This is a genomic window from Niastella vici, from assembly GCF_002077945.1.
Classification (GTDB): Bacteria; Bacteroidota; Bacteroidia; order Chitinophagales; family Chitinophagaceae; genus Niastella; species Niastella vici.
Genome location: NZ_LVYD01000058.1, coordinates 451436 through 477605 on the forward strand (window position 1 = coordinate 451436; position 26170 = coordinate 477605).

Sequence of the window (26170 nt, forward strand, 5' to 3'; positions counted from 1 at the left end):
ATTGGAATTACCTTTTTATCTGTTTAACAAGGCCATAATAAAATCTTTCCAATAACCTTAAATCTTTGGTAATAATTTCAGCTTGTGCGGTTAAGCCATCTCTATACTGAACCTGTTTATTATATGTTGTAGTTAAACCATTAGAGAAATTAATTCTTGCCAGGTAACCGCTATCGGTTGGAATATGTGAGATAAAGTCAACTTTACCACTTACATAGCCATATTCCTGGTATGGGTATGAATTGAATTTGAGTAATACCTTTTGATCTGTGGCAACTTTTCCAAAATTAGTTTGCGGAATAAATAGCTGTGCAAAATATTCCGAGTTTTCAGGATTGATATAACAAACTGTTTGCCCGATTTGTAATTGTTGGTTTTCCTGTATAAAACTTGCAAAAGAAATTTTTCCGTCAATAGGGGCTATTAATAAATATTTTTTCTTCCAGTCATCCAACTGGCTTTTAAAAGTATTGAGTGCCTGCTGAAAGATATCTTTTTGTTGAGCAATGGTATTTTCCAGTTCATCAATTTCTTTATATTTATCGTTTTGCTGGCTTTGATTGTTGATGATTGTAGCATCTATTTGTGGTAAGGTTAGTTTTTTATTAATTAATTTACTTTGTTCAGCCCTGAAATCAAATTCAGAAATTACTTTTTCTTTATTAAGGCTTTCATTGGCCTCATAGGTTTTTTGAGTAATGCCCAGGTCTTGTTGCTGCAATACCTTTTGCTCTTCTAATTTAGCAGCTAATTTTTTAAGATTGCTAATATCCTTAAACAACATTGATTTTTTTCTGAGATAAAATCCGTCTGATAAATAGTTTCTAAAACTTAAATAAGCATATGTGAGGGTTTGATAAGTTTGTTGCAGTTCTCCTAATTGTGAATAGTTATTATTAAAAACAGATGATAGTTTCTCAGTTGAATTATTGGTCAATAATTCCTGTGTGTTAGCAATATTAGCATCCAATTTAAATACTTCATTATAATTAGCCGTAGATTCCATAAATCCTAAAATAGCTCCCTGCTTTACCTTTTCATTCTCTTTTACTTTTAACCTGATTAATTTTCCGGTTGTTAAACTGATCACCTGCTTGGGTGCGTTAATAGAAGTGAGTTTCGCGGGTGTTTCTATAATGTCAGGGTATTTAATAAACCAACAAACACCTGCAAGGATAAATAATAGAATTAAAAATAAGATCGTACCCCAACGAACAAGGAATGGTGGTTTACTGGAAATAATATCTTCGACTTCATTGCCATGTTCAGCAAATGTATTTTTCGTTATGGATACATTTGCTGACTTAGTCATCGGCTGTTCATTAATTATGATATTATCATTCATGGTTTATATTTCATTATTTTTGATGGAGTAATAATGAAAGAATCAGGAACTACTTTTACTTCTCTTTTGGGGATATATATTTTTTTCAACTTTATTAAATGGTACAATAAAACATAATATTTATTACGATAAACTAACGTTCCTTTATTCCATTTCAATTTGCCCGGTATTCCTTCAATAATATTTAAATCGAAATAAACATTAATATAGCCTGCCATTTGTAATCTTTGGATGACGTGCATCATACTCTCGATTTCAGTTTTAACTTCATCATATTTTTTCCCATCAGTGAAATCATCATGTGCAAAATTTGTTTCATCAAAACAATAATGCGTATCACTTTTAAAAACTTTTTTGTAGTCTTTGCTCTGCTTAAACAAAGTATTAAGTTTATCTGAATTTCTAAACAAAACAAAGCATCCCGGAATCCAATCTGGCCGCACGCTTATAATATCATGAGCCGATAATACTTTCCTGGTCATAAAGGACCTGATATTCCCAAATATTATATCAATATCTCCATGGCCCCAAAAGTCATACCCTTTAAGAATGTCGTTGAAAATATATCCATAAGCTGGTTTAAAATCACACAGTTTATAAGCATGGCTAATTTTAATTGTAAATCCTAATCTCTTTGAAGTCAGTTTGCTTACTGCTTCTAAACTTGTATAAATAAATTTTACATTTTTTGTATACCGTTTCTTATAGACATCGTCAGTGACTATATAAAAATCAACGGAAGGATTGTATTTACAGGAATGAATAAAATAATCAAAATACCAGGGCAACTTGCCAAAATAGCAAACTAAAAATGCGATTTTATGTTTATAATGGGACATTGTTTTTAATTAACGCTGTTTTGTCAGAATAAAACTAAGTGGCTGCAAGAATCCCACCACTTACTATTCTTTATTTAATAACTGGAACATCTATACCCGGTAACATAACCGCAATCGAGGTTGTATGAACAACATGTTGCCATATACCACTTGCTGCCTATTCAAGTAGAAATATTTTTAGCTTCCAAGTTCTAATTGATTTTTTATAAGTTCATAATATTTACCCTTTTTCATAGTGAGTGCTTCATGTGTCCCTTCTTCAGCGATTTCACCATTTTCTAGCACTACAATCTTGTCTGCATTTTTAACCGTGCTCAATCTGTGGGCTACCACAACAACAGTTTTGCCTTCAAAGAATTGTTGAAGGTTTTCCAATATTACTTTTTCATTATTGGCATCTAAAGCATTGGTAGCTTCATCGAAAAATATAAACTCAGGGTTTTTATATACGGCTCTTGCAATAGAGATCCTTTGCCGTTGGCCGCCGCTGATCCCCGTTCCTTCTGCACCCAATTTGGTATAAAAGCCTAATGGCAGTGATTCTACAAATGATAATATATTAGCTGTTTTACAAGCATTTATTAATTTTTCATTGTCAATATTCTCATCTGTCACGGTAATATTCTTCCTGATAATATCATTGAAAATAAAATTGTCCTGCATGACGGCACCGCTTATGCTGCGCCAAAACCTGGGACTGATGATCTTGAAATTTGAATTACCTAAATATATATCGCCCTTATAGTTATCATAAAGCTTCAATAGTAATTTGAGGAGTGTAGTTTTACCGCTGCCGCTCATACCTACAATGGCAGTAATTTTTCCTTGTGGAATTTCTAGACTAATATTCTTTAACACAGCTTCATTACCCGCGCCGGGATAAGTAAAAGAAAGATCTTTTATTTGAATGCCATGTTGGTCAGATAAGTAATGGCTAAATTGCCTGTTAGTGGGTTCCTCATCCTCCAGCGAATGGATATCATTTAATCTTTCCAGGCTTATTTTAGCATCCTGCGCCTGTTGTGTGAAACCGACTAATTGTTCAATGGGACTATTTAACTGGCCGAGAATGTATTGTATTGCCAGCATGGCTCCTAATGTTAAATTTCCTTCTACTACTAATTTGGCGACTAAAAAAGTGATAGTGATATTTTTTCCCTGGTTAATGAAAAATGCTCCAATTTGTTGATACTGGCTTAGTGATAAATTTTTAAAACTTAACTTAAACAATCCGGCCTGTAAGCCTTCCCATGACCAGCGAAAAGTTTGCTCAGCATTATTTAGTTTTATTTCCTGCATACCATACACCAATTGCATGGTGGCATTGTTTTCTTTTGACGCAATGGCAAAACGTTTATAATCTAATTGCCGCCTGTATTTTAAAAGTATTTGTATCCATATTAAATATAAAATACTGCCTACCACGAATACAATAAATACAATAACACTATACGAGAGCATCACAAAAGAAAAAATAATAAGGTTCACCATGCTGAATAACGTACTTAATGCAGTACCAGTTAAAAAGCCTTGAATTCGTTGATGGTCACTGATGCGTTGAATAATATCGCCGGGATGTTTGCTGTCGAAAAACTGCATAGGAAGTTTTAACAGCTTTGCCCAAAAGCCCGAAAGCAGGGAAATATTAATCCGGGTGCTGATATGTAATAGAATACGGCTTCGAATAAATTCAACTATTGTTTGGGAAAACAATAACATTAACTGTGCAGCCAATACAATGGTAATGAAATTTAAGTTTTGTGTATTGATACCGGTATCTACAATGCTTTGTGTGAGATATGGAAAAATTAATTGTAAAGCGCTGCCGATCAATAAACCAATGGCAACCTGTATAAAATACGCCCTCTGATTTTTTACATAACTAAATAAAGTATCCCAACCTATTTTGCTTTTGGATGTTTGCTCATCGTCATATTCTAATTGTTTAAACCGAGGAGTGGGCTCTAATAGAAGAGCAATGCCCTTTTCAGTGCTGTTCTCAGAGGTCGAGATCCAATTTTTTAAAAAATCTTCTTTGGTCAATTTTATTAAGCCTCTAGCCGGGTCGGCAATAACAAGGTTTTTTTTATTTGATTGAGGAGTTAAAACAACAAAGTGATATTGTTGCCAAAGTAATATGGCCGGTAATGGGGCATCATTGATAAGCTGATCAAAACTCAATTTGGTTCCCACAGATTTTAAACCTATATTCTCAGCAGCATCTGCCAGGCCTAATAAACTAACCCCTCCTTTGCCATACTGGGTTTTCTTTCGTAAAAGATCCAGGTTAATACTACGTCCGTAATATTTTGATACCATGCGTAAGCAGGTGGGCCCGCAATCCATAGCATCTAATTGTTTATAAACCTGAAAACTCATGCTCTGCCTTTCAATATTTTTTGTGGGGGAAAAATAAAAAACTGTCTGGGTAAGGCCATTAGGATCATGGCCATGGCTTAGCCAACTAAATACTTTGCTGGCTTTACGTTGTACGATTATTTACTTTTGTATTGTTGAAGTTTTAATTCATATTCAGCCAATGTGGCGCTGGAAAAATTTTTCCTGTTTTTCAAGTCGGCAATGGCTTTTTGTTGTGCGTCGATCGCTTTTAATGAATCGTTTGCCCGCCAATATAAGGTTGCCATATTGTTATAAAATTTATATAGATCAACATTTTCAGGAAAGGCAATATGATCGATCTCGGCTTGGTAAGCTTCCGCACCTAACTGGTAAATTTCAGCAGGGAGCTTTAGTTTGTCTGCATATGTTCTAACAGCTACCCTGATCTGAGACCAGGCAGGTTCATCATAGGTTGGTGTCACCATCGCCATTTTGCCATATTCATAAGCTTTTCGCGGGTCGATTCTGAGTAACGAAACAAAGGTGTTATAAGCGATTATAGGCGCATATTTCAGATCGGGTTCCTTTCGAACGATCTCATTGATCGTTAAAAGCACAGAATCCGGATCCCGAAGATCTTGCAAGGGATCGTGTCTGAACCTGATCAATTCATAAGACGCATCCTGATCCAGTTTTGCGAGGCGCCGTTGCCAATTGCGCCTGGCCAAAGCCTCGTTAATATCCCAAGTATTGTTTTTTATCTTCTGCAGCACTTCCTCAAGCAACATGGGGTGGCCAATCCAGGCTATTTTCCCTTCTGCATTCACTACAAAAACACTCGGGATGCCATGTGCTTCTGCAGCATTGAGCCAACCAGACTGCATCAGATAGCTATCCTCTACCGCCACGGGATAATCCATCCGGTCTCCCATGCTATCGACAAATGCTTTTACCTTTTCGATGGGAGTGGTTTTCCGCTCCATGACATCGATACTTAAAACGGTGAACTTATCCCTGTATTTTCGGGCTAGGGCCGAAAGATGCGGCATAGCACTTCTGCACGGCGCACACCAGGTGGCCCAGAATTCAATCACATACACCTTATTCTTTTCCAGGTGCTGAACCGGTGATCCTTTTATCCACTCACGCAGCCGTAACGGAGGCGCCGGATCGCCAATATTTAGCGAAGGGGGCCGAATCTCCTGCCCATGGGTGGCAACTGTTATAACACATAACAGCAATGGTAAATTGAAATTCAATCGCATAACTATGAATATACTTCGTAGCCTCAAAAAGCTGCAGTCTACCCCAGGTACACTGCAGCAATGGATAAGAAAATTACGCAGTTATCAACTAGCGCCTGCACAGTAGCATGTTGTACCACCAGTATTAGCTCTACATTTGCCGGTACCGCCACTTGAAAATGTACAGTCGACGTAGGGGTCGCACCAACTCAATGAAGTAGCGCAACCTCCGCTGTCGCTGCCTGCCATGATCTTCTTCATTTCAGCCCGGCTCAGCTTTCCATGAATATTTGCCAGGCTCAATTTTTTTTGTTTCATAACACTTTATGTTTTTGTTGTAAAGAATTGTACAACATTGTTAACAAGCTCCGGCACAGTAGCAGCTTCCGGATTGACTCATTCTGCATGTGCCCGTAACGCTGGTACCCCCGCAATGCAAAACACATGACAGAAAAATATTACTGCACCATGTGCCGCATTGGCCAGCGTCGTCGCTGCCAGCCATAATCTTCTTCATTTCAGCCCGGCTTAACTTTCCCTGGATATTTGCCAGGCTCAACTTTTTTTGTCTCATAAATTTTACGTTTTTAATGTTAATAATTGAAGGTAATGCCTGCTGCTTTAAGCGTCACAGGCTTTGGCTGCCCGGCATCCCGGTTGCGCATACCGGGTTAGCTCAGCCGGGCTTTTCTTCCGGGGAGCTACTCCAGAAGAAAGTATTTTAAGTCAGCTATGTCGTATGTTCTGGGAAGTTGATACCCATTTATAAAAAAGGTGGGTGTAGCGGTTACCTTCATGTCAGTGCACCACTGGTTCATGGCTTTTATTTTTATATCCTGCTTTTGTAATTGTCCGTTCACCGGGTATTTCCAGGCAAACGCTTCATAATCCTTTTTCTCAGGAAGATACCAGTCATCAAGGGCTTTTTTTATGGTGTTTTCGTCACTCGTTTCTGCAATGGCCATTAAATGCATGGCAGGTTTGGTCATGACTTCATCCCCTCCGTACCCTGTGGTGAAAATGATCTTAGCCTTTAGATCAGGCATTTCTTCAAGCAGCTTCTCCATGTCGGGGTGCGCTCTGGAGCAGGGACCACAATAAGGATTACATACTTTTATTAATGTGTGTTTTGCAGTGGCTGATCCCAGATCGATACCCAGGCCATCGGGTATGGTTACCTTTGGTTGGTTCCTGAGCAGTGTGTCGAAAATTTCTTCATTGAATTTTATCCTGAAATACTCGCGTTTGTCGTTCTTTGCGAGCTGAATCTTCAGAACGAACGGTTTAATGGTAAACCAGCAAAGTACAGGCACAGCATACAGCAATAAGCCCTGCGCCAATACAGGTAAATTGATCGCCGGCCATGAACTATATAAGTGATTAACTAATACATTAACTGCCCCTGCCACCAGCAGCACCTGTACGATAAGACAAAGCACACACCATTGCTTTGCCACCCGCCATTGGTAATACACTGAAAATACAGGGTAAGGAAGGGCCAGTATATTTATCAGAGCGATCAGCGAAATATAAACCATCATATTCCCTCCTGCAAGTATCATGCAGAGCAGGGCGCTGGTATAATAAAAAAATCCAACCTCACTCCAGCTAAGCCAACCGAATGCTTTGGCTGCTTTACCTGTAAGTATGGCTGCGCAGTTTCCTTTTGCAATACCGGTACACACTTTCTGCAATAAGGGATTATTCCTGTCTGTTTCATACCATATTAACAATGATGTAACGAAAACCCCGGCAAGTGTAATAAAGTACTGCAAAAAGATGGCAGTCGCCGGAAAAGAATTTTCACCAACATCATTTTTGATATTCGTCCAAAAAAGAAAAGTGGCCAGAAAAGCTATAACAAAAATAGCCGCTCCAGAAACCAGGGTAGCTACGGTTTCCTTTCGTTTAGCGGCTTTATAATCCGGCTCACCGGAATGCACATTTGGCTCCGCAATAAGGTACAAACCAACCCAGCCCTGGTCCTTTATAAAATCACTTCTGGTACTGGTTACATTCCTTTTATAGTTACTGTCAAGAAAATGAACGTAATTGTCATCTACTGCAGTAACAACTATGAAGGGCGCTCCTGCTCTTCTTGTAAGAGCGATAAACGGTAACGGCAGTTGGTCAATATTCGCTGTATCTATCTTTCCCGCACCATTCGGCAAATTCCATTTACCCAAGGCATCACTAATGCTGAGCAGACTGGTCTCGTCTGGATGATTCTTGAGCGTTTCGTTTACTGTAGAAGCATTTACCTTTACACGCAGGTGGCGAAGAAAAGCAATAGTAGCTTTTACGTGGGATTCGAAAGCAATGAACATAATGAGATAAAGTTTATAGTGAGCTACTTAAAATTATTTTAAATTTATTCATCATCCGGTGAAATTTAATATTTGCGCAGTTTTGACTATAACTGTTTGTCTATGGGGCCTGCTTGTTTTTGTTGATTGCTTGAAATGGCAAGTAGTTAAAAAACTTCAGAGACGATGATCCCCGGTGGTACCGTTGTCGATAATGGGTATGGCTTTGGGAGCGCTGAGGAACATCCCATTTAGTTAATGCGTCGGAAATGGAAAGTAAGCTGGGGTAATCAGGATAATTCCGCAAAGTTTCATCAACTGTAGTCTTATTTATTTTAATTTTTAATTGCTTCAATAAAGCAATAGTTGCAATGACTATATTTTCATATTGGTTGAACATATGCAAGCTATTAAGAGGATAAATTCACTAAAGAATAGAAATACACAAGCCTGTCAATTGTTAAAATCCAATCAACAAATTAATAATCCAGCGTAAGTGGAATAAATATGGGGCACTATGTTAGTGATCAGTACTTAAGTATTGTTTAATTCTTTCCGTTTAATCTTGTTTTTCTGGCAGGAGTAAATTGCGATGGCAATAGTTGCGGACAGTAATTGCAAAAAGATAAGGTGCTTCTTCTTCATGGAAATAGGTATTTGATGGTTCACATAAACCTTAAATGCAGACCGTTATTTAATAACTCTATGGAACATGTATAACGGTTTTTAATAACTGGCCTGAAGACGATAACCGAAGTTAAAAAATAAATGTGTTATTTACATAAACAAATTTATAACTGTGCCAAATTTGACAATAACCGTGTAGTTTTTGACAATAAGCGTGTAAACATGGGCAATCAATTTGCAAAAAACATTGCCTGAACGACTAGCGGAACAGGATGCGATAGGACTGTTATATATCATCAGTAATTAATTGACTGCTGCCAGCGTGAATATGTGAATAGAATGCGGAGGGAAACAAATAGACCAGGCTGCCTGTGTTTAAATAATATTAAGCCTCGAAGAACTGAATCATGCAAATTGTAATATCGCAGATAAAGACATGAAATTGTTATATGCATCTCTCAATGAAAAAAACTCAAAGATCCTGATCGGGGATACCTCCCTTCGGCAAAGACCCCCAAAGGCAATCAGCTATATCCTGCAGCTGCTAAATATTCTTTGGCAGGTTAAAATAAATGTATAATTTACGTATATAAATTCACTGGCCCGAATAACAGTGAAGCTGCTTTTATGGACTACGGATTGCTTGCTGATAACGTATTGCTTAAGCTATTGAAAATAAGCGACGAACTTGCTTATAAAGAGCTTTATTTACGTTATTGGCGAAAGCTGTACCGTTCTGCCGTAAGCAAAACAAATAGTAAGGAAGTGGCGGAAGACATAGTTCAAAGCGTGTTCACCGATCTTTGGGACCGCCGGGAAAGCCACCAGATAATTACCATCGCCGCCTACCTCGAAACAGCAGTAAAATACCAGATAATCAACTACATTAAGTCGGCCATTTCAAAACGCACGCAGTGTACACGGGTTTCGGCGAATTGCAAAAAGCAGAGGAAAACAGCGCCGATCTGCCCCTGCTGGTGCAGGAGCTGAACACCGCCATCGACAAAGCCATCAGTCAGTTGCCGCAAAAAACGCAGACCATCTTCCGCTTAAGCCGTTTTGAAAAACAAAGCAATAAAGATATCTCCCGCATCATGGACCTCTCTGAAAAGGCTGTGGAATATCATATTACCCAATCTTTAAAGTCGCTGCGTTTCTTTTTGCGCGACTTTATTCTCGTTGATTTTATCCTCCTCCTGTTTGAAAATATCTCTAAGTAATAAATTGAAATCGGTTTAGCGCCTGCTGGTTTACCCATCAAAAAAAAGTTACCATTCTTTTTAGGGTAAATAAAGGTTGATTTGACTATTATATTATAAGTGCCAAAATTGTTCTAATGGACCATAAAGCATTCAGACAGTTACTGAAAAGGTACCTGGATAATTCCTGTACAGATGACGAAAGAAACGTTATTGACCAATGGTATGAACTGTTGGACAATGAAACTATTGACCTCAATGACAGGGAAATGGGTGAAGTGGAAAGCCGCCTCTGGAACAAATTGCAATCTGCTTCAAAAGAGAAAGCGATTATGGTGCCCCTCAAACGGCGGGCCTTTCCCTGGAAATACGCCGCCGCTGCCTGTTTGCTGGGCCTGGTTTTAACCAGCGGTATACTTTGGTTCAGAAGTAATGCGAAAACGCCTGCTGCCGGCGGTACATTGGTTGCCGCAAAGGTCACCGCGGGCTTTATGGAGCAGGCCAATACCGGCACTACACCCAAAGATGTGCAGCTGGAAGATGGCAGCACGGTGACCATGTATCCCGGTTCCAAACTTGCCTTTCCAAAACACTTTGCGGCCGCAAAAAGAGAAGTGTATCTCGAAGGCGAAGCCTTCTTCAAGGTCAGCAAAAATCCTAACCGGCCATTTTTTGTATATAATAATAATATAGTTACCCAGGTGCTGGGCACCAGTTTCGACATTCGGGGAAAGAACGGCCAGGTGGAAGTGGCAGTAAAAACCGGCCGCGTAGCCGTGTATGAAAATAAAGAACAGCTCAAGCTGAATGAAGTGCAGCAGAAATCAAATGGCGTTATTATTACCCCCAACCAAAAAGTGACCTATTACCAGGAAGAACGGCATTTTGTTACCTCTATAGTCGATCAACCGGTACCTGTTCCAAAAGAAACAAAAAAGGAAGAAGCCCATTTCGTATATAATGAAACGCCGCTGTATAAGGTGCTGAACGACCTCGAAGATACTTATGAACTGGAGATAGTGCTCGAGAACGATAAGATCAGGAATTGCCAGTTCACCGGCGACCTCACGGGGCAAAACCTGTTCAATAAACTGGAAGGTATTTGCCTGATCTTTAATGCGACCTATGAAATAAAAGGGACCAAGATATTATTAAAAACAGCGAAAGAATGTCCTTAGAACTGATTGCTTATTGTATAACCTCAAAAAAAACTGCCATATGAGTCGTAATCCAACATAGAAGTCTGCAAAAATAAAAGCCAGCAATATTCGCAGTATTGCCGGCCTTAGCAATCCCGACCTAGTCGGGAAGGGTTTTGCCCGCTCTTATCATTCACGTTCAAAACCAATCACAATTTATGGAAAAAAACTTACTTATTGCTTTAACCCGGTTGGCAATGAGATTGATGATCATTTATATACTAATTGCTTTTACTGTCTTTTCATCGTATGCCATTCCTGTGCACGGGCAGGAAGCACTGAACAGGAAAATTACCATTGCTGCTAACAATACTGAATTAAAGGCCGTATTGGAAAAAGTACAAACAGCAGTGGATGCCAAATTTGTATTCAGTCCCACCATTATAAATGTAAAAAGAAAACTGAGTTTTTCTGTACAGGACAAAACGCTGGCCGAATTTCTGCAAACGATCATCGGGCCATTAGGCATCAAATACAAGGCTGTTGGCAACCTGATCATCCTGTTTGATGCAAAAGAAAAGGAACAGGATTATAATAATACAGCTGTTAATAATGCAGCCGTAACTGAAGAAAAGAAGCCGGTAAACCGCGACATCTCAGGCGTGGTGCTCGATGAGAAAAAAACACCGGTGGTAGGGGCTTCTGTCTTCATTCAGGGTACTACTATTGGTACCATTACAGATGCCAGTGGAAAATTCCGTTTATCGGTGCCGGATGAAAACGTGACCCTCGAAATTTCTTATGTTGGTTTCAAAACCCAAACAGTGGAGGTGAGCGCCAGCACTGCTTCGGTGAACATTACCATGAGCGCCAGCGCAGGCGACATGAATGAAGTGATCGTAATTGGCTATGGTACCCAAAAGAAAGGCGATGTAACCAGCTCGGTGGCCTCGGTAAAAGCAGCTAATTTTGTTAAAGGTTCGGTGCGCGATGCCGGTCAGTTGATCCAGGGAAAAGTAGCCGGTTTAACCGTTGTAAACCCCAGCGGCGACCCAACCGGTTCTACCCAGATCATTTTACGTGGCCAGTCAACTTTGATGGGGCAGAACCAGAATCCATTGGTTTTGATAGATGGGGTGCCCGGCGATCTGCGCATGATTACACCACAGGATATTGAATCGGTCGATGTATTGAAAGACGGTTCTGCCGCAGCCATCTACGGTACCCGTGGTACCAACGGTGTTATTTTCATCACCACAAAAAGGGCTAACGGTAATAACAAAACATCGGTTGATTATGGTGCTTTCGCCAGTGTTCAAACCATTGCGCGCAAACCCGATATGTCTACGGCTGCAGATATGCGTGCACAGATCGCTGCGGGGCTGCGTCAAAACCAGTTGATCGATCAGGGCGCCAGCACCGATTGGCTGAAAGAAATAACCAGAACGCCCTTCTCACAGGACCATAATCTCACTATTCGCGGCGGTAATTCTACTACCAATTACCTCGCGAGCCTGAACTATGACAATTCACAGGGTTTATTCCTTAAATCATACAACCAGTTATTTTCAGGCCGGTTCGATTTGAATCATAACATGTTCAACAACAAGCTTAAGCTGAACGTAAATGCATTCAGTTCATCCCGTAAATTGAATGGCTTCAATACCGGTGACTACCTGCAGGCTTTACGGCAAAACCCCACGGCTCCGGTGAAGGATACTGCCGGGAACTGGTTCCAGGAGTTAAGCAAATTTGAATACCAGAGTCCGGTATCGGACCTGATGGAAAGCAAAGGACAAACCAATGAAGGGCTCTCCAGGTTTAACGGTTCAATAGCATTCCTGCCTGTTAAGGGATTGAAATTATCGGCCCTGTTCTCTTACTCAAAATGGATGCAGGAATATGGTTACGCCGAAACAAAAAAACATGCTTCCACACTAAGGGATAACCGCAATGGCTATGCCCGGGAAGGTGGCGCCGAATCAATTGACCGGTTGACTGAATTAACGGCTGAATATTCAAAGTCATTATCAAAACACAACTTTACGGTATTGGGCGGTTACAGTTACCAGGAAAATGATTACAGCAATCGTCAAATGGAGAACTGGGATTTTCCCACCGATATCTTCGACTGGCATAATATAGGGTTGGGACGAGCGATCAGCAGCGGTGATTATGTAAACCTTATCAGGACCTACAAGGCTGAAACCAATTTGATCGGCTTGTTCGGCAGACTGAGCTATAATTACGATCAGAAGTATTTATTCATGGCAAGCATTCGTCGCGAAGAGGCCAGTCAGCTGTGGGGTACCAATAATAAATGGGGAACATTCCCGGCAATATCTGCCGGCTGGAAGATCAGTCGCGAGGCATTTATGGATAATGTGAAGATCATCAATGACCTGAAATTAAGAGCGGGATATGGTGTTACCGGTTCCCAACCATTTGACCTGTTCCGCGGTGTTGCCTTGCTTGGTTATAGCGGATTTGTATTATCAAATGGTAGCTGGATCCAGACCCTGGTGCCTACACAAAACGCCAACCCCGATCTGAAATGGGAAGAAAAGCGTGAAACGAATATCGGTCTCGACTTCAGCCTGTTGAATAACCGCATCAGCGGTAGCATCGACCTGTACGACCGCCAGATCCATAACCTGCTGTACCTGTTCGAAGTACCCAGTCCGCCAAACTTATACAATCGTACGCTGGCGAATGTAGGCACACTCGAAAATAAAGGGCTTGAAATATCGCTGAACTTCGTGCCGGTATCGAAGCGTGATTTTCAATGGAACACGACCGTTAATTTTTCTACCAACTCCAACAAGCTGAAAAGTCTTTCCAATGATCTGTATAAAACATCCACTGATTATATCCGGGTGGGCGCTATTTTCCCGCCTATTCAAACCTTCTCGCACCTGTTAAAGGTGGGCGGATCAGTTGGAGATTTCTATGGGTATAAAGTTGTGGACGTTGGCAATGACCCATCAGATGCTGCGAACTATGGCCAATGGGTGTATGAAGGAAAAGATGGCAAACCGGTGAATTATTCGTCATTCGGCCACTCGTTTGAAGATAAAAAAGTGATTGGGAATGGCTTACCCAAATACTACCTGTCATGGAACAATAATTTCACCTATAAGAACTGGGACCTGGCCATAACGCAACGAGGCGCATTCAAATTCCAGGTGGCAAACTTGCAGCGGATGATGTTCGAGAACCCCACCCAGGCGCAATACAACCTGTTAAAGAATGCATATAATCCGGTATACGGAAAAACACAATTGAAGTCACCGGTTGAATTCAACAGTTATTATATTGAGAACGGTGATTTCTGGAAGATAGATAACATAACGCTGGGTTATAGTTTAAAGAATACCGGTTTAAAATATATCAGGTCTGCAAGATTCTATATAGCTACACTTAATACATTTATTATTACAGGTTACAAAGGCATAGACCCCGAGGTTAGTTTACGCAATGGAACTTCTACTGCCCAGTCAGGTGTTGTGCAGGTTCCCACTTCAGGTCTTGATCCCGGAATGGATTCACCGTTCAAATATCCAACAACCCGCTCCTTCAGTGTTGGTCTTAACGTTACCTTCTAACCTTTAATTATTTCAGCAATGAAAAAAACAGCTCATTATATAGTATCTGGCATAACTGCACTGGTTGTTGGTGCTATGTTGTTATCGGCCTGCACAAAATTGAAAGACACTAACTATAACCAGATCGTTTCAGGTGATTTTGTTCCTACCAGCTCTGATCTGCCGGCACTGGCAGGAGCAGCCTATGTTGACTGGCGGGGGCTTTTGTTACAATGGAATACGCTTTACCGCGCACAGGAAGTTTCCGGTGATGAAATGCTTACGCCTGCACGGCCGAATGGATGGGTGGATGGCGGTGTTTACCGGCGCATCCATGAACATAAATGGACAACCGATGACGATATTGTGATCAATATCTGGACGCGGGCCTACCAGGGCGTTACCAATTGTAACCGCATCATTTACCAGGTGCAATCGGGCGCTATTCCAGTTGCAGCCAAAGACACGGCTGCATTGGTTGCGGAAATGAAATTGTTGCGCGCATCTTACTATTGGGTCTTATGCGACATTTACGGCAATATTCCCATTGTTGACCGGTTTGATGTACCGGCCGGGTTTCTGCCCCAGCAAAGTACCCGCAAACAAGTGTATGATTTTATTGTGAATGATCTTATCACAAACATTCCGCGGGTGACCGATGAAGTAAGTACAAAGACTTATGGCAAATTCAATAAATGGGCCGGGCTTGCCTTACTGGCGAAAATGTATCTGAACGCAGAAGTGTATACCGGTACATCTCAGTGGGACAAATGCAAGGCTGTTTGTGATACCATCATCAACTTTGCAACAAGTTCCGGAAAGATCGGCCTGGAGGCTAACCAAAAGAGTGTATTTGTAACCAACAATGAAAATTCGAAAGAGATCATTTTTGCTTTGCCTTTCGATTCAAAATACGTGAACGACTGGAATTCTTTTGACGTGCATATGCAAACGCTGGAGCCGGAAAATCAAAAAACCTACAATCTGCAATTTTCGCCCTGGGGTGGTGTATGTGCGATACCACAATTTATCAATACATTTGACCCGGAAGACAGCCGCCTGCTCGATAACTACATCAGGGGGCAACAATACACGGCCACAGGCGATAGCATCTTTGGTACTATGGGCGCTTTTGTAGGAAAGCCGCTGGCTTATCGCAATTCTTTGCCCGGCGTTGACCAATCGGAAGAAGTGGATGGGTACCGGCTGGGAAAATTTGAAATAGCCATGAAGGCTACCAACCGCCTCAGCAATGACTGGCCGCTTTTCAGGTATGCCGATGTGTTGATGATGAAGGCAGAAAGTTTATTGCGATTGGGAAGCGCCGATGCAGCTGCCCTCATCGTAACCCAGGTGCGTCAACGGGCTTTTAAAGCGAATCCCGCCAAGGCGGTTGTAACCGGAGCGCAGTTATCAGGCGGGAGTACGTATGATTATGGCCTGCGGAATCATTTTATTTCAACAACTGAAGGCGGCGCCGATATTAAGTATGGCCGTTTCCTCGATGAACTGGGTTGGGAATTTAACCAGGAAGCCCGGCGAAGAACAGATATGATCAGGTTTGGGGTGTTTACCAAAAAATCGTGGTTGTCGCATATGCCCAATGGCGATTACCGTGCGCTGTATCCCATTCCTAAATCAGAAATGGATAAGAATACAAACCTGAAGCCGAATCCTGGATATTGATCATTAAATAAAGGACTGACCTTTGAGGTCCTAACTATATGAAATAGGAGGTAAGAAGTAGGAAGTAAGAAGAGACCGAATTTCCAGCCTCAAAATCTTAATTCGATTTTCTAAATAAGTGGCAAGCTGAACTTTTTTGAGCTTCATATCTCTTACTTCCTACTTCCTGCCTCGTTCCCCTATTGCTTATCGACCTTACAGGTATTCATGATAACACAAACCTAAATGAATAAGAAAAGAATTATTTTATTCTCTTTTTTACTGGCCGGACTGCACGTTACAAGTTGGAGCCAATCGTACCAGAAAACCGACAATGGAATCAAAGCAAGGATCCAGGGCACTGATGTGGAAGTGCAATTTTATACGCCGCAAATAGTGCGCATAATAAAGGCGCCTGCAGGTTCCACCGCAATGGAGAAAAGCCTGGCCGTCATTGCGGCGCCACAAAAAAAATTGCGATTGGTGATTGGCGAGGAAAAAGATGAATTGACAGTGCTTACCCAATCAGTGGTGGTGAAGCTCAACCGGCAAACAGCAGCCATTCGTTTTTATGATAAAAATGCGGCGTTGTTATTGAAGGAAAAAGAGAATGGCACTCATTTTTCCCCTTCCGCCGACCCACCCCTGTATGACGTTGTACAAACGTTTCAGTTAGAAGGTGGTGAATCTATTTATGGCCTGGGCCAGCATCAAAGCGGTGTAATGGACCAGCGCGGTCAGCAATTACTGCTGAAACAAAATAATATGCAGATCGCCGTACCATTTTTTCAATCCATCAAAGGCTATGGCGTACTGTGGGATAATAATTCAACCACTCATTTTAAAGACGACGCCGATGGAACCTCTTTTCAATCGGAAGTAGGGGCGGGCGTTGACTATTATTTTATTCAGGGCGGCAATGCCGATAAAGTAATTGCCGGTTACCGGCAACTCACCGGCGAGGCGCCGCTGTTTCCCCGCTGGACGCTCGGTTACTGGCAAAGCCGCGAGCGCTATAAAAGCCAGTATGAAACCAATGAAGTGGTACGCAAATACCGGGAGCTGCATGTGCCGCTCGATGGCATTGTGCAGGACTGGCAATACTGGGGCGAAGACGAAAGCTATTGGAACTCTACTGAGTTTGGCAACCCCCGTTTTCCTGAACCAAAGAAAATGGTAGACAGTGTGCATGATCATCACGCGCACATCATTATTTCTGTGTGGCCTTCGTTCGGCAACAAAACAAAAATATACGAGGCGTTCAAACAACAGAACTTGTTGTTTGGCAAGTATGTTACCTGGCCCATCAATGAGAATGTAGAAGTGTACGATGCATTCAATCCGCATGCCCGCGACATTTACTGGAGCTACATGAACAAAAATATTTTCTCTATCGGTATTGATGGCTGGTGGTTGGATTCAACTGAACCCGATCATTTCAAGGATAAAGAAAGTGATGAAGCCTATCAAACTTTCCTCGGCGCTTATCGAAAAGTGCGGAATGCCTTTCCCTTAATCCATACCGGCGGGGTGTATAAACATCAAAGAGAAGTGACGGGCAACAAGCGGGTATTTATTCTGGCCCGCTCGGCCTTTAGTGGTCAGCAACGCTTTGGCACCATGATGTGGTCGGGCGATGTGGTATCGGGCTGGAATGTTTTTCGCAAACAGATCTCCGGCGGGCTTAATTTATCATTATCAGGTCTGCCTTACTGGAACAGCGATATTGGTGGTTTCTTTTCAGGAAGAAATTATCCGGGCGGCGTAAGCGATGCGGCCTTCCGCGAACTGTATGTACGCTGGCTGCAGTTTGGAACTTTTTGTCCGATGATGCGTTCGCACGGTACAGATACACCCCGGGAAATTTATCAATTCGGCGCCAAAGGCGACTGGGCCTATGATGCCATCGAAAAATTCATTAACCTGCGTTACCGGTTCCTGCCCTATAATTATTCCAATGCCTGGGAGGTTGCTGCCGGCGGCACTATGATGCGCGCCCTGATGATGGATTTCCCCACCGATAAAAAGGTGTTGAACATCGATAATGAATATATGTTCGGAAAATCAATGTTGGTTTGTCCCGTAACTGATTCCATGTACACCAGCAGGGCAAATGGCAATACCGCTGTTGATCTCAAGACCATCAAAAAACAAAAATTGTATTTGCCTGCAGGAACCCAGTGGTTCGATTTCTGGACAGGTGAAAAATTAGCCGGCGATCAGGAAGTGGAAAAAGAAGCGCCTATTGATATTATGCCTTTATATGTAAAGGCCGGGTCAATTATTCCAATGGGACCGTTTCAGCAGTATACCGACGAGAAAAAACCGGATGCGCTTGAAATAAGGATCTATGAAGGGGCCGATGGCAAATTCACGTTGTACGAAGACGAAGGCGACAATTACAATTATGAAAAAAGGATCTGTACTTTCATCGACTTTGAATGGAACGACAAAGCCCGGACCTTAACCATTAAAGACCGGAAGGGATCATTTCCCGGAATGTTGCAGAACCGCACGTTCAATGTTGTGGTGGTGAAAAAGGGTAATGGAACAGGGATGGAAGTGCCCGGGAAGTTTGATAGGGTGATAACTTATACGGGTAAAGCGGTAACAACCAAAATACCTTAACCCTGGCAGGGCTTATTTATTATAGCATTGAAAATCAATGTATTTTTTGTTGACGCAGACATTTTCAATTTAAAAGGACGTCCATTTCATTTAATTGGACGTCCTTTTAGTTAAATCAAATGACTGTTTCGTTTAACGCAAAGCCGTTTTAATTAAATCGAAACGCCATTCCGTTTAACGCAACGGGCGTTTAATTAAATCAAAACACCATTCCTTTTAAAGCAAAAGACTTTTAATTAAATCGAAACGCCATTCCGTTTAACGCAAACACGTTTGAATTAAACGATTTGTCCATTTCTTTTAACGCAAAAGACTCCTAATTAAACTAAATGGCCGTTCCGTTTAACGCAAAAGGCGTTTAATTAAATCAAAAGACCATTTCTTTTAATGAGAAGTTCTCTTATTTGAAAAGAAAAATAGCCCTTTTTAACAGCTTCAATTTTTCTTCTCAACCAGCGCATGGCCACATTTAGGGCATTTGCCATCCTTGTCAAGCGCTACCTGCGGATGCATGGGGCAGGTATATACCTTGCCAACTTCCGCTTTCATTTGCTCCTTGGAAGAAAGTTGTAGTTTCCGGCCACACTGCGGGCATTTGCCGGGGTCATGCTCCACTACATCTACATGCACCGGGCAACGATAACTTTTTGTGGCCGTTGCCTTCATTTGTTCTTTACCCGAAAGCACGAGCGCCATGCCGCATTTGGGGCATTTGCCAGGTTCTTTTGATACCATGTCAGGGTGATGTGGGCAGCTATAATAAGTAACATGCTTTGCTGTATCTATTTTGCCGGCTTTTGATTGTGCAAAACAAACAGGCAGGGCAACAAAAATGACAATGATGGAAAGAATAATGTGTTTCATTTTACAATGTTTAAAGGATAGTATTATGGTTAATTGACAGCCTAAAACTACCTTTTCAATTGTGCACATGAAGTGATCCTGGTTAACAAGTGGTATGAGTTTTATCACAGGGGTGTTCCATTTCTGCCAAAACATCAGGCGACTTCCCACCCATTTCTACCGGCCGGCAACAACGCCCCCAGGCTCTCCCGGGGTGTTTTCAATCTTCCCCTATCGTCGGCATTCCCTAACCGTAAAAGCTCATATTAATAGCTGAATCAGATACAATCGAGTGAAAATCAGCCAACTTAACATTTAGTACCCTAATTGTAAACATTTGAATCCCTCATATAAAGCCCTACCGTTATAGATTTACAGCATCGTTTAACGCTTGTATTGCTTATATATGAAATTACGATTGTTGCTTTTGGGTGTCCTGTGCTTTTCGATGATAAATGCCGTATTGGCAGATTCTCCCGCATACATTACAACCCCCACCGGTGTAATCATTTACACCGATAGCCTGGTAACGGGCAGGTCGGGTGCCGTTAAACTCGAAGTAATTGCTGATAATATTATAAGAGTGATCGCAGCGCCCGGCAGGGAAGTGGCCCTTACTCAAAGTTTGATCACAGATTACAGCAAAAAGCCCGGCCTTACCTGGAACGTAATTCCCTCAAAAGGCAGCCTTACGCTTAAAACAAAAACCCTCACCGCCATTGTCGATCTTAAAACAGGCGCCGTTTCTTTCCGCGATATCACCGGCAAAAAAATACTGGCTGAAAAGCAATTGTTTGGACGACACTTTCAGCCTACCGTAATTGAAGGCAAACCTTATTATGCGCTTACACAAACCTTTCAATCAACCGGCGACGATGCCTGGTACGGTTTGGGTCAGCACCAGGATGGCATTATTAACTATAAAAACGAACAGGTTACCTTCTTCCAGAACAATACCGAAGTGGCCATTCCGTTTTTGATCTCTAATAAGAATTATGGCATTCTGTGGGATAATTATTCCCTCACCCGGGCCGGGGATGTACGCTCGCTGAATCAATTGTCATCCTTACAACTTTTCTCAAAAAAAGGCGAACCCGGTTGGCTTACCGCTTCCTATACAAATACCAAATCAAAACCTGAGGATAAAATAGTAGAAAGAGCAGAGTCTGTTATTAATATGGAGTTCCTCAACGATTCTAAAATTGTTTTGCCTGCAGCATTTACGCCGCTCACAGGTGCTGTGACCTGGGAGGGCAGTATTGCCAGTTATGTAACCGGTTTGCATAAATTCCGCTTCACATTTGGCGGCACCATTAAAGTATGGATAAATGGTGTGCAGGTACTGAACCGCTGGCGCAAGGCCTGGAACCCTGCACCGGCTTCGCTGCCGCTGTATATGACCGGCGGAAAGAAAATGGACATTCGCATTGAATGGGACCCCGAAGGCGCCGAATCCTATCTCGCCGTAAAATGGCAGGAACCGGTTTCCGCAACAGAAGAAAATTGTTTCAGCTTCAACTCGGAAGCCGGTAAACAGGTTGACTATTATTTCATCTATGGCAATAATATGGATGAAGTGATTGCCGGTTACCGCAACCTCACCGGTAAAGCAACCATGGTGCCCAAATGGGCATTGGGTTTTTGGCAAAGCCGCGAGCGATACAAAACAGAAGGGGAGATCCTGAACACTGTTGATGAATTCCGCAAAAGAAAAATTCCCCTCGACAATATTGTGTTAGACTGGAGCTACTGGCGCGAAGCCGAATGGGGCAGCCAGGAGTTTGATGAAAGCCGTTTCCCTTCGCCCGACAGCATGATCGATGTATTGCATAAAAAATACAATACCCGCATCATGATCTCGGTATGGCCGAAATTTTATGAAGGCATTTCCACTTATAATGAGTTTGATAAAAATGGCTGGTTGTATAAAAGGAATATTGCCGACCGTCAAAGAGACTGGATTGGCAAAGGCTATATTTCTACATTCTACGATGCCTTCAATGAAAACGCCCGCAAAGGTTTCTGGAACCTGATCAACAAAAAGATCTATAGCAAAGGAATTGATGCCTGGTGGATGGATGCCAGCGAACCCGATATTCTTTCCAATGTAAGTCCGGAAAAAAGAAAACAACAAATGACGCCTACGGCATTAGGTAGTTCAGCCGAATACCTGAATGCCTATCCTTTACAAAATGCGAAAGGCATTTATGAAGGACAGCGGGCAACAGATCCCGGCAAGCGCGTGTTCTTATTAACGCGTTCAGGTTTTGCCGGTTCACAACGCTATGGCGCCGCCATCTGGAGCGGCGATATTGGCGCCACCTGGCACGATATGAAGATGCAAATAGCTGCCGGCGTTAATTTTTCCATGTCGGGTATTCCTTACTGGACAATGGATATCGGCGGATTTGTAGTGCCCGAAAAATTTGAATACCCAACTGCTGAAAGTCTGGAAGAATGGCGGGAATTAATGACCCGGTGGACGCAGTTCGGCGCCTTTGTTCCTTTGTTCCGCTCGCACGGGCAGTTCCCTTACCGCGAAGTATTCAACACGGCGCCCGAAACACATGCTGCCTATCAAAGCTTTCTCTATTACGATAAATTGCGTTACCGCCTCATGCCTTACATCTATTCACTGGCGGGTGCAGCCTACCATAATGATTATACCATCATGCGCGGACTGGCAATGGATTTTGCAGCAGACACCGCTGTGTTGAACATTGCCGATCAGTATATGTTCGGGTCTTCCCTGCTGATAAACCCGGTTTATCAATACAAACAAACCCAACGCGAATTGTATTTGCCAAAATGCGCAGGCTGGTACGATCTGTATTCGGGAAAATGGTATGCCGGCAAACAAACAATTACGGCCGAAGCACCGTACGAACGCATGCCGGTATTTGTAAAAGCAGGTTCTATTATTCCCTTTGGGCCCGAATTGCAATACACGGCAGAAAAACAGGCCGACACTATTACATTGAATGTATACACCGGAGCCGATGCATCCTTTGAGCTGTATGAAGATGAAGGCACCAATTACAATTACGAAAAAGGCGCTTTTGCCATCATTCCAATAAAGTATAGCGAAGCAACAAAGACCATTACAGTGGGCGACCGTAAAGGCACTTTTAATGGGATGCTGCAGAGAAGAATGTTCCGTATTAATGTGATAACACCCAATGAAGCAAAGCGTTTGGACTTTGATGCCAAATGCGATAAAGAGGTGTTGTATGATGGAAAGAAAGTAAATATTAAACTGTAGTTAAGTTAAACATTTAAATATGAAATCAACCAAAACGATCTGCTTGCGATCATGGCTGCTATGGGGAATGTTGTCGGTATTCCTTATAAGCACAAAATCTTTTGCCCAAACGGCAAAAATTAGCGGTACGGTTTTAAACCAACGTACAGGCGAGCCCATTCCGGGCGCCACCATTATGGTGAAAAAGACCAGCCGCACCGCAATTACTGACCTTAACGGAAAGTTCGCGATCAATGCGGCTTCCGGCGAAGTACTGGTGATCACTTCCATTGGCTTCGCCTCTCAGGAAGCAACGGTGGGCAATGGTGACTTAAGAATTACTTTGCAGGAAGCCGACCTGCAACTGGAAAATGTAGTGGTGATCGGTTATGGCACCCAAAAGAAAAAGCTGGTAACCGGCGCCAATGTACAGGTAAAAGGGGCCGATATTCAAAAGCAAAGCACCACCAATGCCTTGCAGGCCTTACAGGGGCAGGCACCCGGCGTACAGATCACTTCTTATTCGGGGCAGCCGGGTTCGTCAATGAATGTAGTCATTCGCGGTAAGGGCACCATTGGTAAATTTGGACCTTTGTACATTGTTGACGGCGTTCAAACCGGCGATATTTCTTACCTGAACCCTGCCGATATTGAATCTATTGACGTGCTGAAAGATGCTGCTTCTGCTGCTATCTATGGTAATCAGGCTGCCAATGGGGTCATTCTTGTTACCACAAGAACAGGAAAGATCAATCAAAAAATGACCATCACCCTCGATGGTTTTTATGGCTCACAGAATGTGGCGCGTAAGGCAAAAATGCTGAACGCAAAAGAATATGCCACCATTATAAATGAAGCCGCCGTTAATTCAGGCAAATCGCCTTATTTCTCCAATGACGTTATTAATAATTTACCCGTAAGTACCAACTGGATGGACCAGATGTTTTCAAAGAATGTGCCTTTCCAGAACTATGTGTTGGGTATGCAGGGTGGTGGTGCAGGATCTTCTTATTCTGCCTCGTTAGGCTATACCAACCAGGGCGGTATTGTGGGGGGTTCAAAGATCTCCAATTTCGAACGCTATACCTTCCGCATGAACTCTGAGCATAGTTTATATCAGAACATCGTGAAGCTGGGTGAGCACCTTACCTTTAATTATCAAAATACCCGTGGCATTTTGGTAGATGGCCAGTACAATAATACATTACGCGCTGCATTCCAGACAAGTCCATTCCTGCCAATGTACGATTCAGCCGGTAAATACTTTGCTGGTGATAAAACAGGCTGGTATCCCGGAAAACTGAATCAGGCATGGAACACCGGTGAATCGAATCCCTATGCAGTGATGGATTATACCAGCCGCAACCGCAACAGCAAACAGGGTTTGGTGGGCGACGTATATATACAGGTTGAACCCATTAAAGGGTTGAAATTCCGTTCAAGCCTTGGGTTGAATTATTACGCCAGTCAAAACCATGGTTATACGCCGGTTTACCATCTTTCAGTTTATGCATTTAATGATACTACAAGGGTTAGTCAGTACATGGATAACGGGCGTACCATCCAGTTCGATAATTTGCTGAGTTATGATTTCAAGGTGGCAAAGGACCACAGTTTCAGTGTGATGGCCGGTAGTTCTTCATTGAAATTCAAAAGCTCCAATATGTTTGGCAGCAACTGGGACCTCAGGGTTTCAGACATCAATTATGCCTATCTTTCTGTAGCGCAGAATGTCTCCAATGCGAATTATATAACCCTTACCGGAAAACCTGAAGAGAATGCGTTGATGTCTTATTTTGGCCGGTTTCAATATAATTTCCGCGAGAAATATTTATTGAACGCTACATTCAGGGCCGATGGTTCATCAAAGTTTGCACCCGACCATCGCTGGGGTTATTTCCCTTCGGTATCTGCAGGCTGGGTGGCTTCAAGCGAAGACTTTATGCACGGGATTACCTCGCTCGATTACCTGAAGATCCGTGCCAGCTGGGGCCAGGTAGGTAATCAGAATGTGGATCCTTATCAGTATTTATCAGGTATCAGTTTCAGCAATGCTGGTTATATTTTCGGGCCAACAGAAGGGCAGTCTACCCAGGGCGCTTATCCAAACCGACTCGGCAATCCCGATCTGAAATGGGAAACTTCCGAGCAAACCAATATCGGTTTCGACGCCACTGTCATAAAGAACCTGAATGTTTCGTTTGATTATTATATTAAGAAAACAAAGAACTGGTTGATCCCTAAACCAATGCTCGCTACATCGGGCGTTGATGCCATATTGGTTAATGGTGGCGATGTAAAGAATACCGGTGTTGAGCTGGCGTTGAACTACCATAACAATATCGGTAAATTGAATTACTCGATCGGGGCTAACGGCGCGTATAACAAAAATACGATTGGTCATATTCCTACAGCCGATAGCACCATTCATGGCAATACAAACGTTTTATACGCCAATGCCGGGGAATTTTACCGCGCTCATGACGGAGAACCCGTTGGCTATTTCTATGGTTTGAAAACAGATGGCATCTTCCAGACGACAGCAGAAGTAAATTCTTATGTTAGCAAGTCGGGTAATAAAATTCAGCCCGATGCACAACCTGGCGATGTGCGGTATGTTGATGTGAACCATGATGGCGTCATCGATGCCAATGACAGAACGAACATCGGCGATCCCAATCCTCACTTCACCTTTGGTTTTAATATAGCGCTGGATTATAAAGGTTTTGACTTCGCGGTACAGGCAAACGGTGTTGCAGGAAATAAGATTGTGCAGTCATGGCATCAACAATCCAGCTCACAAAGTAATTATTCTACAGAGATCCTTGGCCGGTGGACTGGTCCCGGTTCATCCAATAAAATCCCAAGGGTAACGGAAGACAACCGCAACTGGACACAGTTCTCCGATCTGTACATTCATGACGGCGATTTCCTGCGCATCAGCACCATTACGCTGGGCTATGATTTTGCCGGCATGCTTAAGAAAAATTACCTGAGCAAAGTAAGGCTGTATGCTGCTGTAACCAATGCTTTCACCTTTACCAAATACACTGGTATGGATCCCGAAGTAGGATACAACGAAAGCTTTTCATCGGGCGTTGACTTAGGTTATTATCCAAGGCCAAGAACAGTAATGATCGGTGCAAACATTCGCTTTTAATTAAAACCAT

The 26170-nt window shown here is 42.4% G+C and carries 14 protein-coding genes; 8 read left to right on the forward strand and 6 right to left on the reverse strand.

Annotated features, from left to right (window positions below; genetic code table 11):
- Nucleotides 1-7 precede the first annotated feature (7 nt).
- From A3860_RS25785 to A3860_RS25810, 5 genes are all read right to left on the reverse strand, one after another.
- Nucleotides 8-1345, reverse strand: a complete 1338-nt coding sequence (locus A3860_RS25785; RefSeq protein WP_081151545.1) for an HlyD family secretion protein — start codon at nucleotides 1343-1345, stop codon at nucleotides 8-10.
- On the reverse strand, nucleotides 1342-2184 hold the full coding sequence (locus tag A3860_RS25790; RefSeq protein WP_081151547.1) for a DUF6625 family protein: 843 nt from the start codon (nucleotides 2182-2184) through the stop codon (nucleotides 1342-1344). The genes A3860_RS25785 and A3860_RS25790 overlap by 4 nt, the downstream gene beginning before the upstream one ends.
- Before the next feature lie 177 nt (nucleotides 2185-2361).
- Nucleotides 2362-4563: a peptidase domain-containing ABC transporter gene (locus A3860_RS25795; RefSeq protein ID WP_081151550.1), complete on the reverse strand. Its 2202-nt coding sequence runs from the start codon at nucleotides 4561-4563 to the stop codon at nucleotides 2362-2364.
- 116 nt (nucleotides 4564-4679) lie between these two features.
- The gene (locus A3860_RS25800; RefSeq protein ID WP_081151552.1) at nucleotides 4680-5789 is read right to left on the reverse strand and encodes a TlpA family protein disulfide reductase; all 1110 of its coding nucleotides are present in this window, start codon (nucleotides 5787-5789) and stop codon (nucleotides 4680-4682) included.
- Between the two features lie 680 nt (nucleotides 5790-6469).
- Entirely contained in the window at nucleotides 6470-8095 is a 1626-nt protein-coding gene (locus A3860_RS25810; protein WP_081151559.1) for a vitamin K epoxide reductase family protein, read from the reverse strand.
- A 1233-nt stretch (nucleotides 8096-9328) separates the two neighbouring features.
- Between A3860_RS25810 and A3860_RS42325 the strand changes: the two genes are divergently transcribed.
- From A3860_RS42325 to A3860_RS25845, 6 genes are all read left to right on the forward strand, one after another.
- The gene (locus A3860_RS42325; RefSeq protein ID WP_081151564.1) at nucleotides 9329-9691 is read left to right on the forward strand and encodes a sigma factor; all 363 of its coding nucleotides are present in this window, start codon (nucleotides 9329-9331) and stop codon (nucleotides 9689-9691) included.
- Nucleotides 9616-9921: a sigma factor-like helix-turn-helix DNA-binding protein gene (locus tag A3860_RS25825; RefSeq protein ID WP_081151567.1), complete on the forward strand. Its 306-nt coding sequence runs from the start codon at nucleotides 9616-9618 to the stop codon at nucleotides 9919-9921. Before A3860_RS42325 ends, A3860_RS25825 begins: the two co-directional genes overlap by 76 nt.
- A gap of 116 nt (nucleotides 9922-10037) precedes the next feature.
- The gene (locus tag A3860_RS25830) at nucleotides 10038-11078 is read left to right on the forward strand and encodes a FecR family protein (protein WP_081151570.1); all 1041 of its coding nucleotides are present in this window, start codon (nucleotides 10038-10040) and stop codon (nucleotides 11076-11078) included.
- Between the two features lie 179 nt (nucleotides 11079-11257).
- Nucleotides 11258-14644 carry a SusC/RagA family TonB-linked outer membrane protein gene (locus tag A3860_RS25835; protein ID WP_143774265.1) on the forward strand — a complete coding sequence of 1129 codons (3387 nt, stop codon included), beginning with the start codon at nucleotides 11258-11260 and terminating at the stop codon, nucleotides 14642-14644.
- An 18-nt stretch (nucleotides 14645-14662) separates the two neighbouring features.
- A complete protein-coding gene (locus A3860_RS25840; protein WP_081151573.1) occupies nucleotides 14663-16309 on the forward strand; it encodes a RagB/SusD family nutrient uptake outer membrane protein in 1647 nt (548 codons plus the stop codon).
- A 225-nt stretch (nucleotides 16310-16534) separates the two neighbouring features.
- Entirely contained in the window at nucleotides 16535-18916 is a 2382-nt protein-coding gene (locus tag A3860_RS25845; protein ID WP_081151576.1) for a glycoside hydrolase family 31 protein, read from the forward strand.
- 435 nt (nucleotides 18917-19351) lie between these two features.
- On the opposite strand, the gene A3860_RS25850 is transcribed toward A3860_RS25845, so the two are convergent.
- Nucleotides 19352-19780, reverse strand: a complete 429-nt coding sequence (locus A3860_RS25850; protein WP_216823504.1) for a heavy metal-binding domain-containing protein — start codon at nucleotides 19778-19780, stop codon at nucleotides 19352-19354.
- A gap of 385 nt (nucleotides 19781-20165) precedes the next feature.
- On the opposite strand from A3860_RS25850, the gene A3860_RS25855 reads away from it, so the two are divergent.
- Together A3860_RS25855 and A3860_RS25860 are read left to right on the forward strand one after the other, a co-directional pair.
- Complete coding sequence (locus A3860_RS25855; RefSeq protein ID WP_081151578.1) at nucleotides 20166-23021, forward strand: TIM-barrel domain-containing protein; 2856 nt, start codon at nucleotides 20166-20168, stop codon at nucleotides 23019-23021.
- Nucleotides 23022-23040: 19 nt separating this feature from the next.
- Nucleotides 23041-26160, forward strand: a complete 3120-nt coding sequence (locus tag A3860_RS25860) for a SusC/RagA family TonB-linked outer membrane protein (protein ID WP_081151581.1) — start codon at nucleotides 23041-23043, stop codon at nucleotides 26158-26160.
- The last annotated feature ends 10 nt before the right edge of the window (nucleotides 26161-26170 follow it).

Bases quoted from the DNA above. Each gene is read 5' to 3' on its own strand.
- A3860_RS25785 (WP_081151545.1), bottom strand. From the start codon at position 1,345: ATGAATGATAATATCATAATTAATGAACAGCCGATGACTAAGTCAGCA.
- A3860_RS25790 (WP_081151547.1), bottom strand. From the start codon at position 2,184: ATGTCCCATTATAAACATAAAATCGCATTTTTAGTTTGCTATTTTGGC.
- A3860_RS25795 (WP_081151550.1), bottom strand. From the start codon at position 4,563: ATGAGTTTTCAGGTTTATAAACAATTAGATGCTATGGATTGCGGGCCC.
- A3860_RS25800 (WP_081151552.1), bottom strand. From the start codon at position 5,789: ATGCGATTGAATTTCAATTTACCATTGCTGTTATGTGTTATAACAGTT.
- A3860_RS25810 (WP_081151559.1), bottom strand. From the start codon at position 8,095: ATGTTCATTGCTTTCGAATCCCACGTAAAAGCTACTATTGCTTTTCTT.
- A3860_RS42325 (WP_081151564.1), top strand. From the start codon at position 9,329: ATGGACTACGGATTGCTTGCTGATAACGTATTGCTTAAGCTATTGAAA.
- A3860_RS25830 (WP_081151570.1), top strand. From the start codon at position 10,038: ATGGACCATAAAGCATTCAGACAGTTACTGAAAAGGTACCTGGATAAT.
- A3860_RS25835 (WP_143774265.1), top strand. From the start codon at position 11,258: ATGGAAAAAAACTTACTTATTGCTTTAACCCGGTTGGCAATGAGATTG.
- A3860_RS25840 (WP_081151573.1), top strand. From the start codon at position 14,663: ATGAAAAAAACAGCTCATTATATAGTATCTGGCATAACTGCACTGGTT.
- A3860_RS25845 (WP_081151576.1), top strand. From the start codon at position 16,535: ATGAATAAGAAAAGAATTATTTTATTCTCTTTTTTACTGGCCGGACTG.
- A3860_RS25850 (WP_216823504.1), bottom strand. From the start codon at position 19,780: ATGAAACACATTATTCTTTCCATCATTGTCATTTTTGTTGCCCTGCCT.
- A3860_RS25855 (WP_081151578.1), top strand. From the start codon at position 20,166: ATGAAATTACGATTGTTGCTTTTGGGTGTCCTGTGCTTTTCGATGATA.
- A3860_RS25860 (WP_081151581.1), top strand. From the start codon at position 23,041: ATGAAATCAACCAAAACGATCTGCTTGCGATCATGGCTGCTATGGGGA.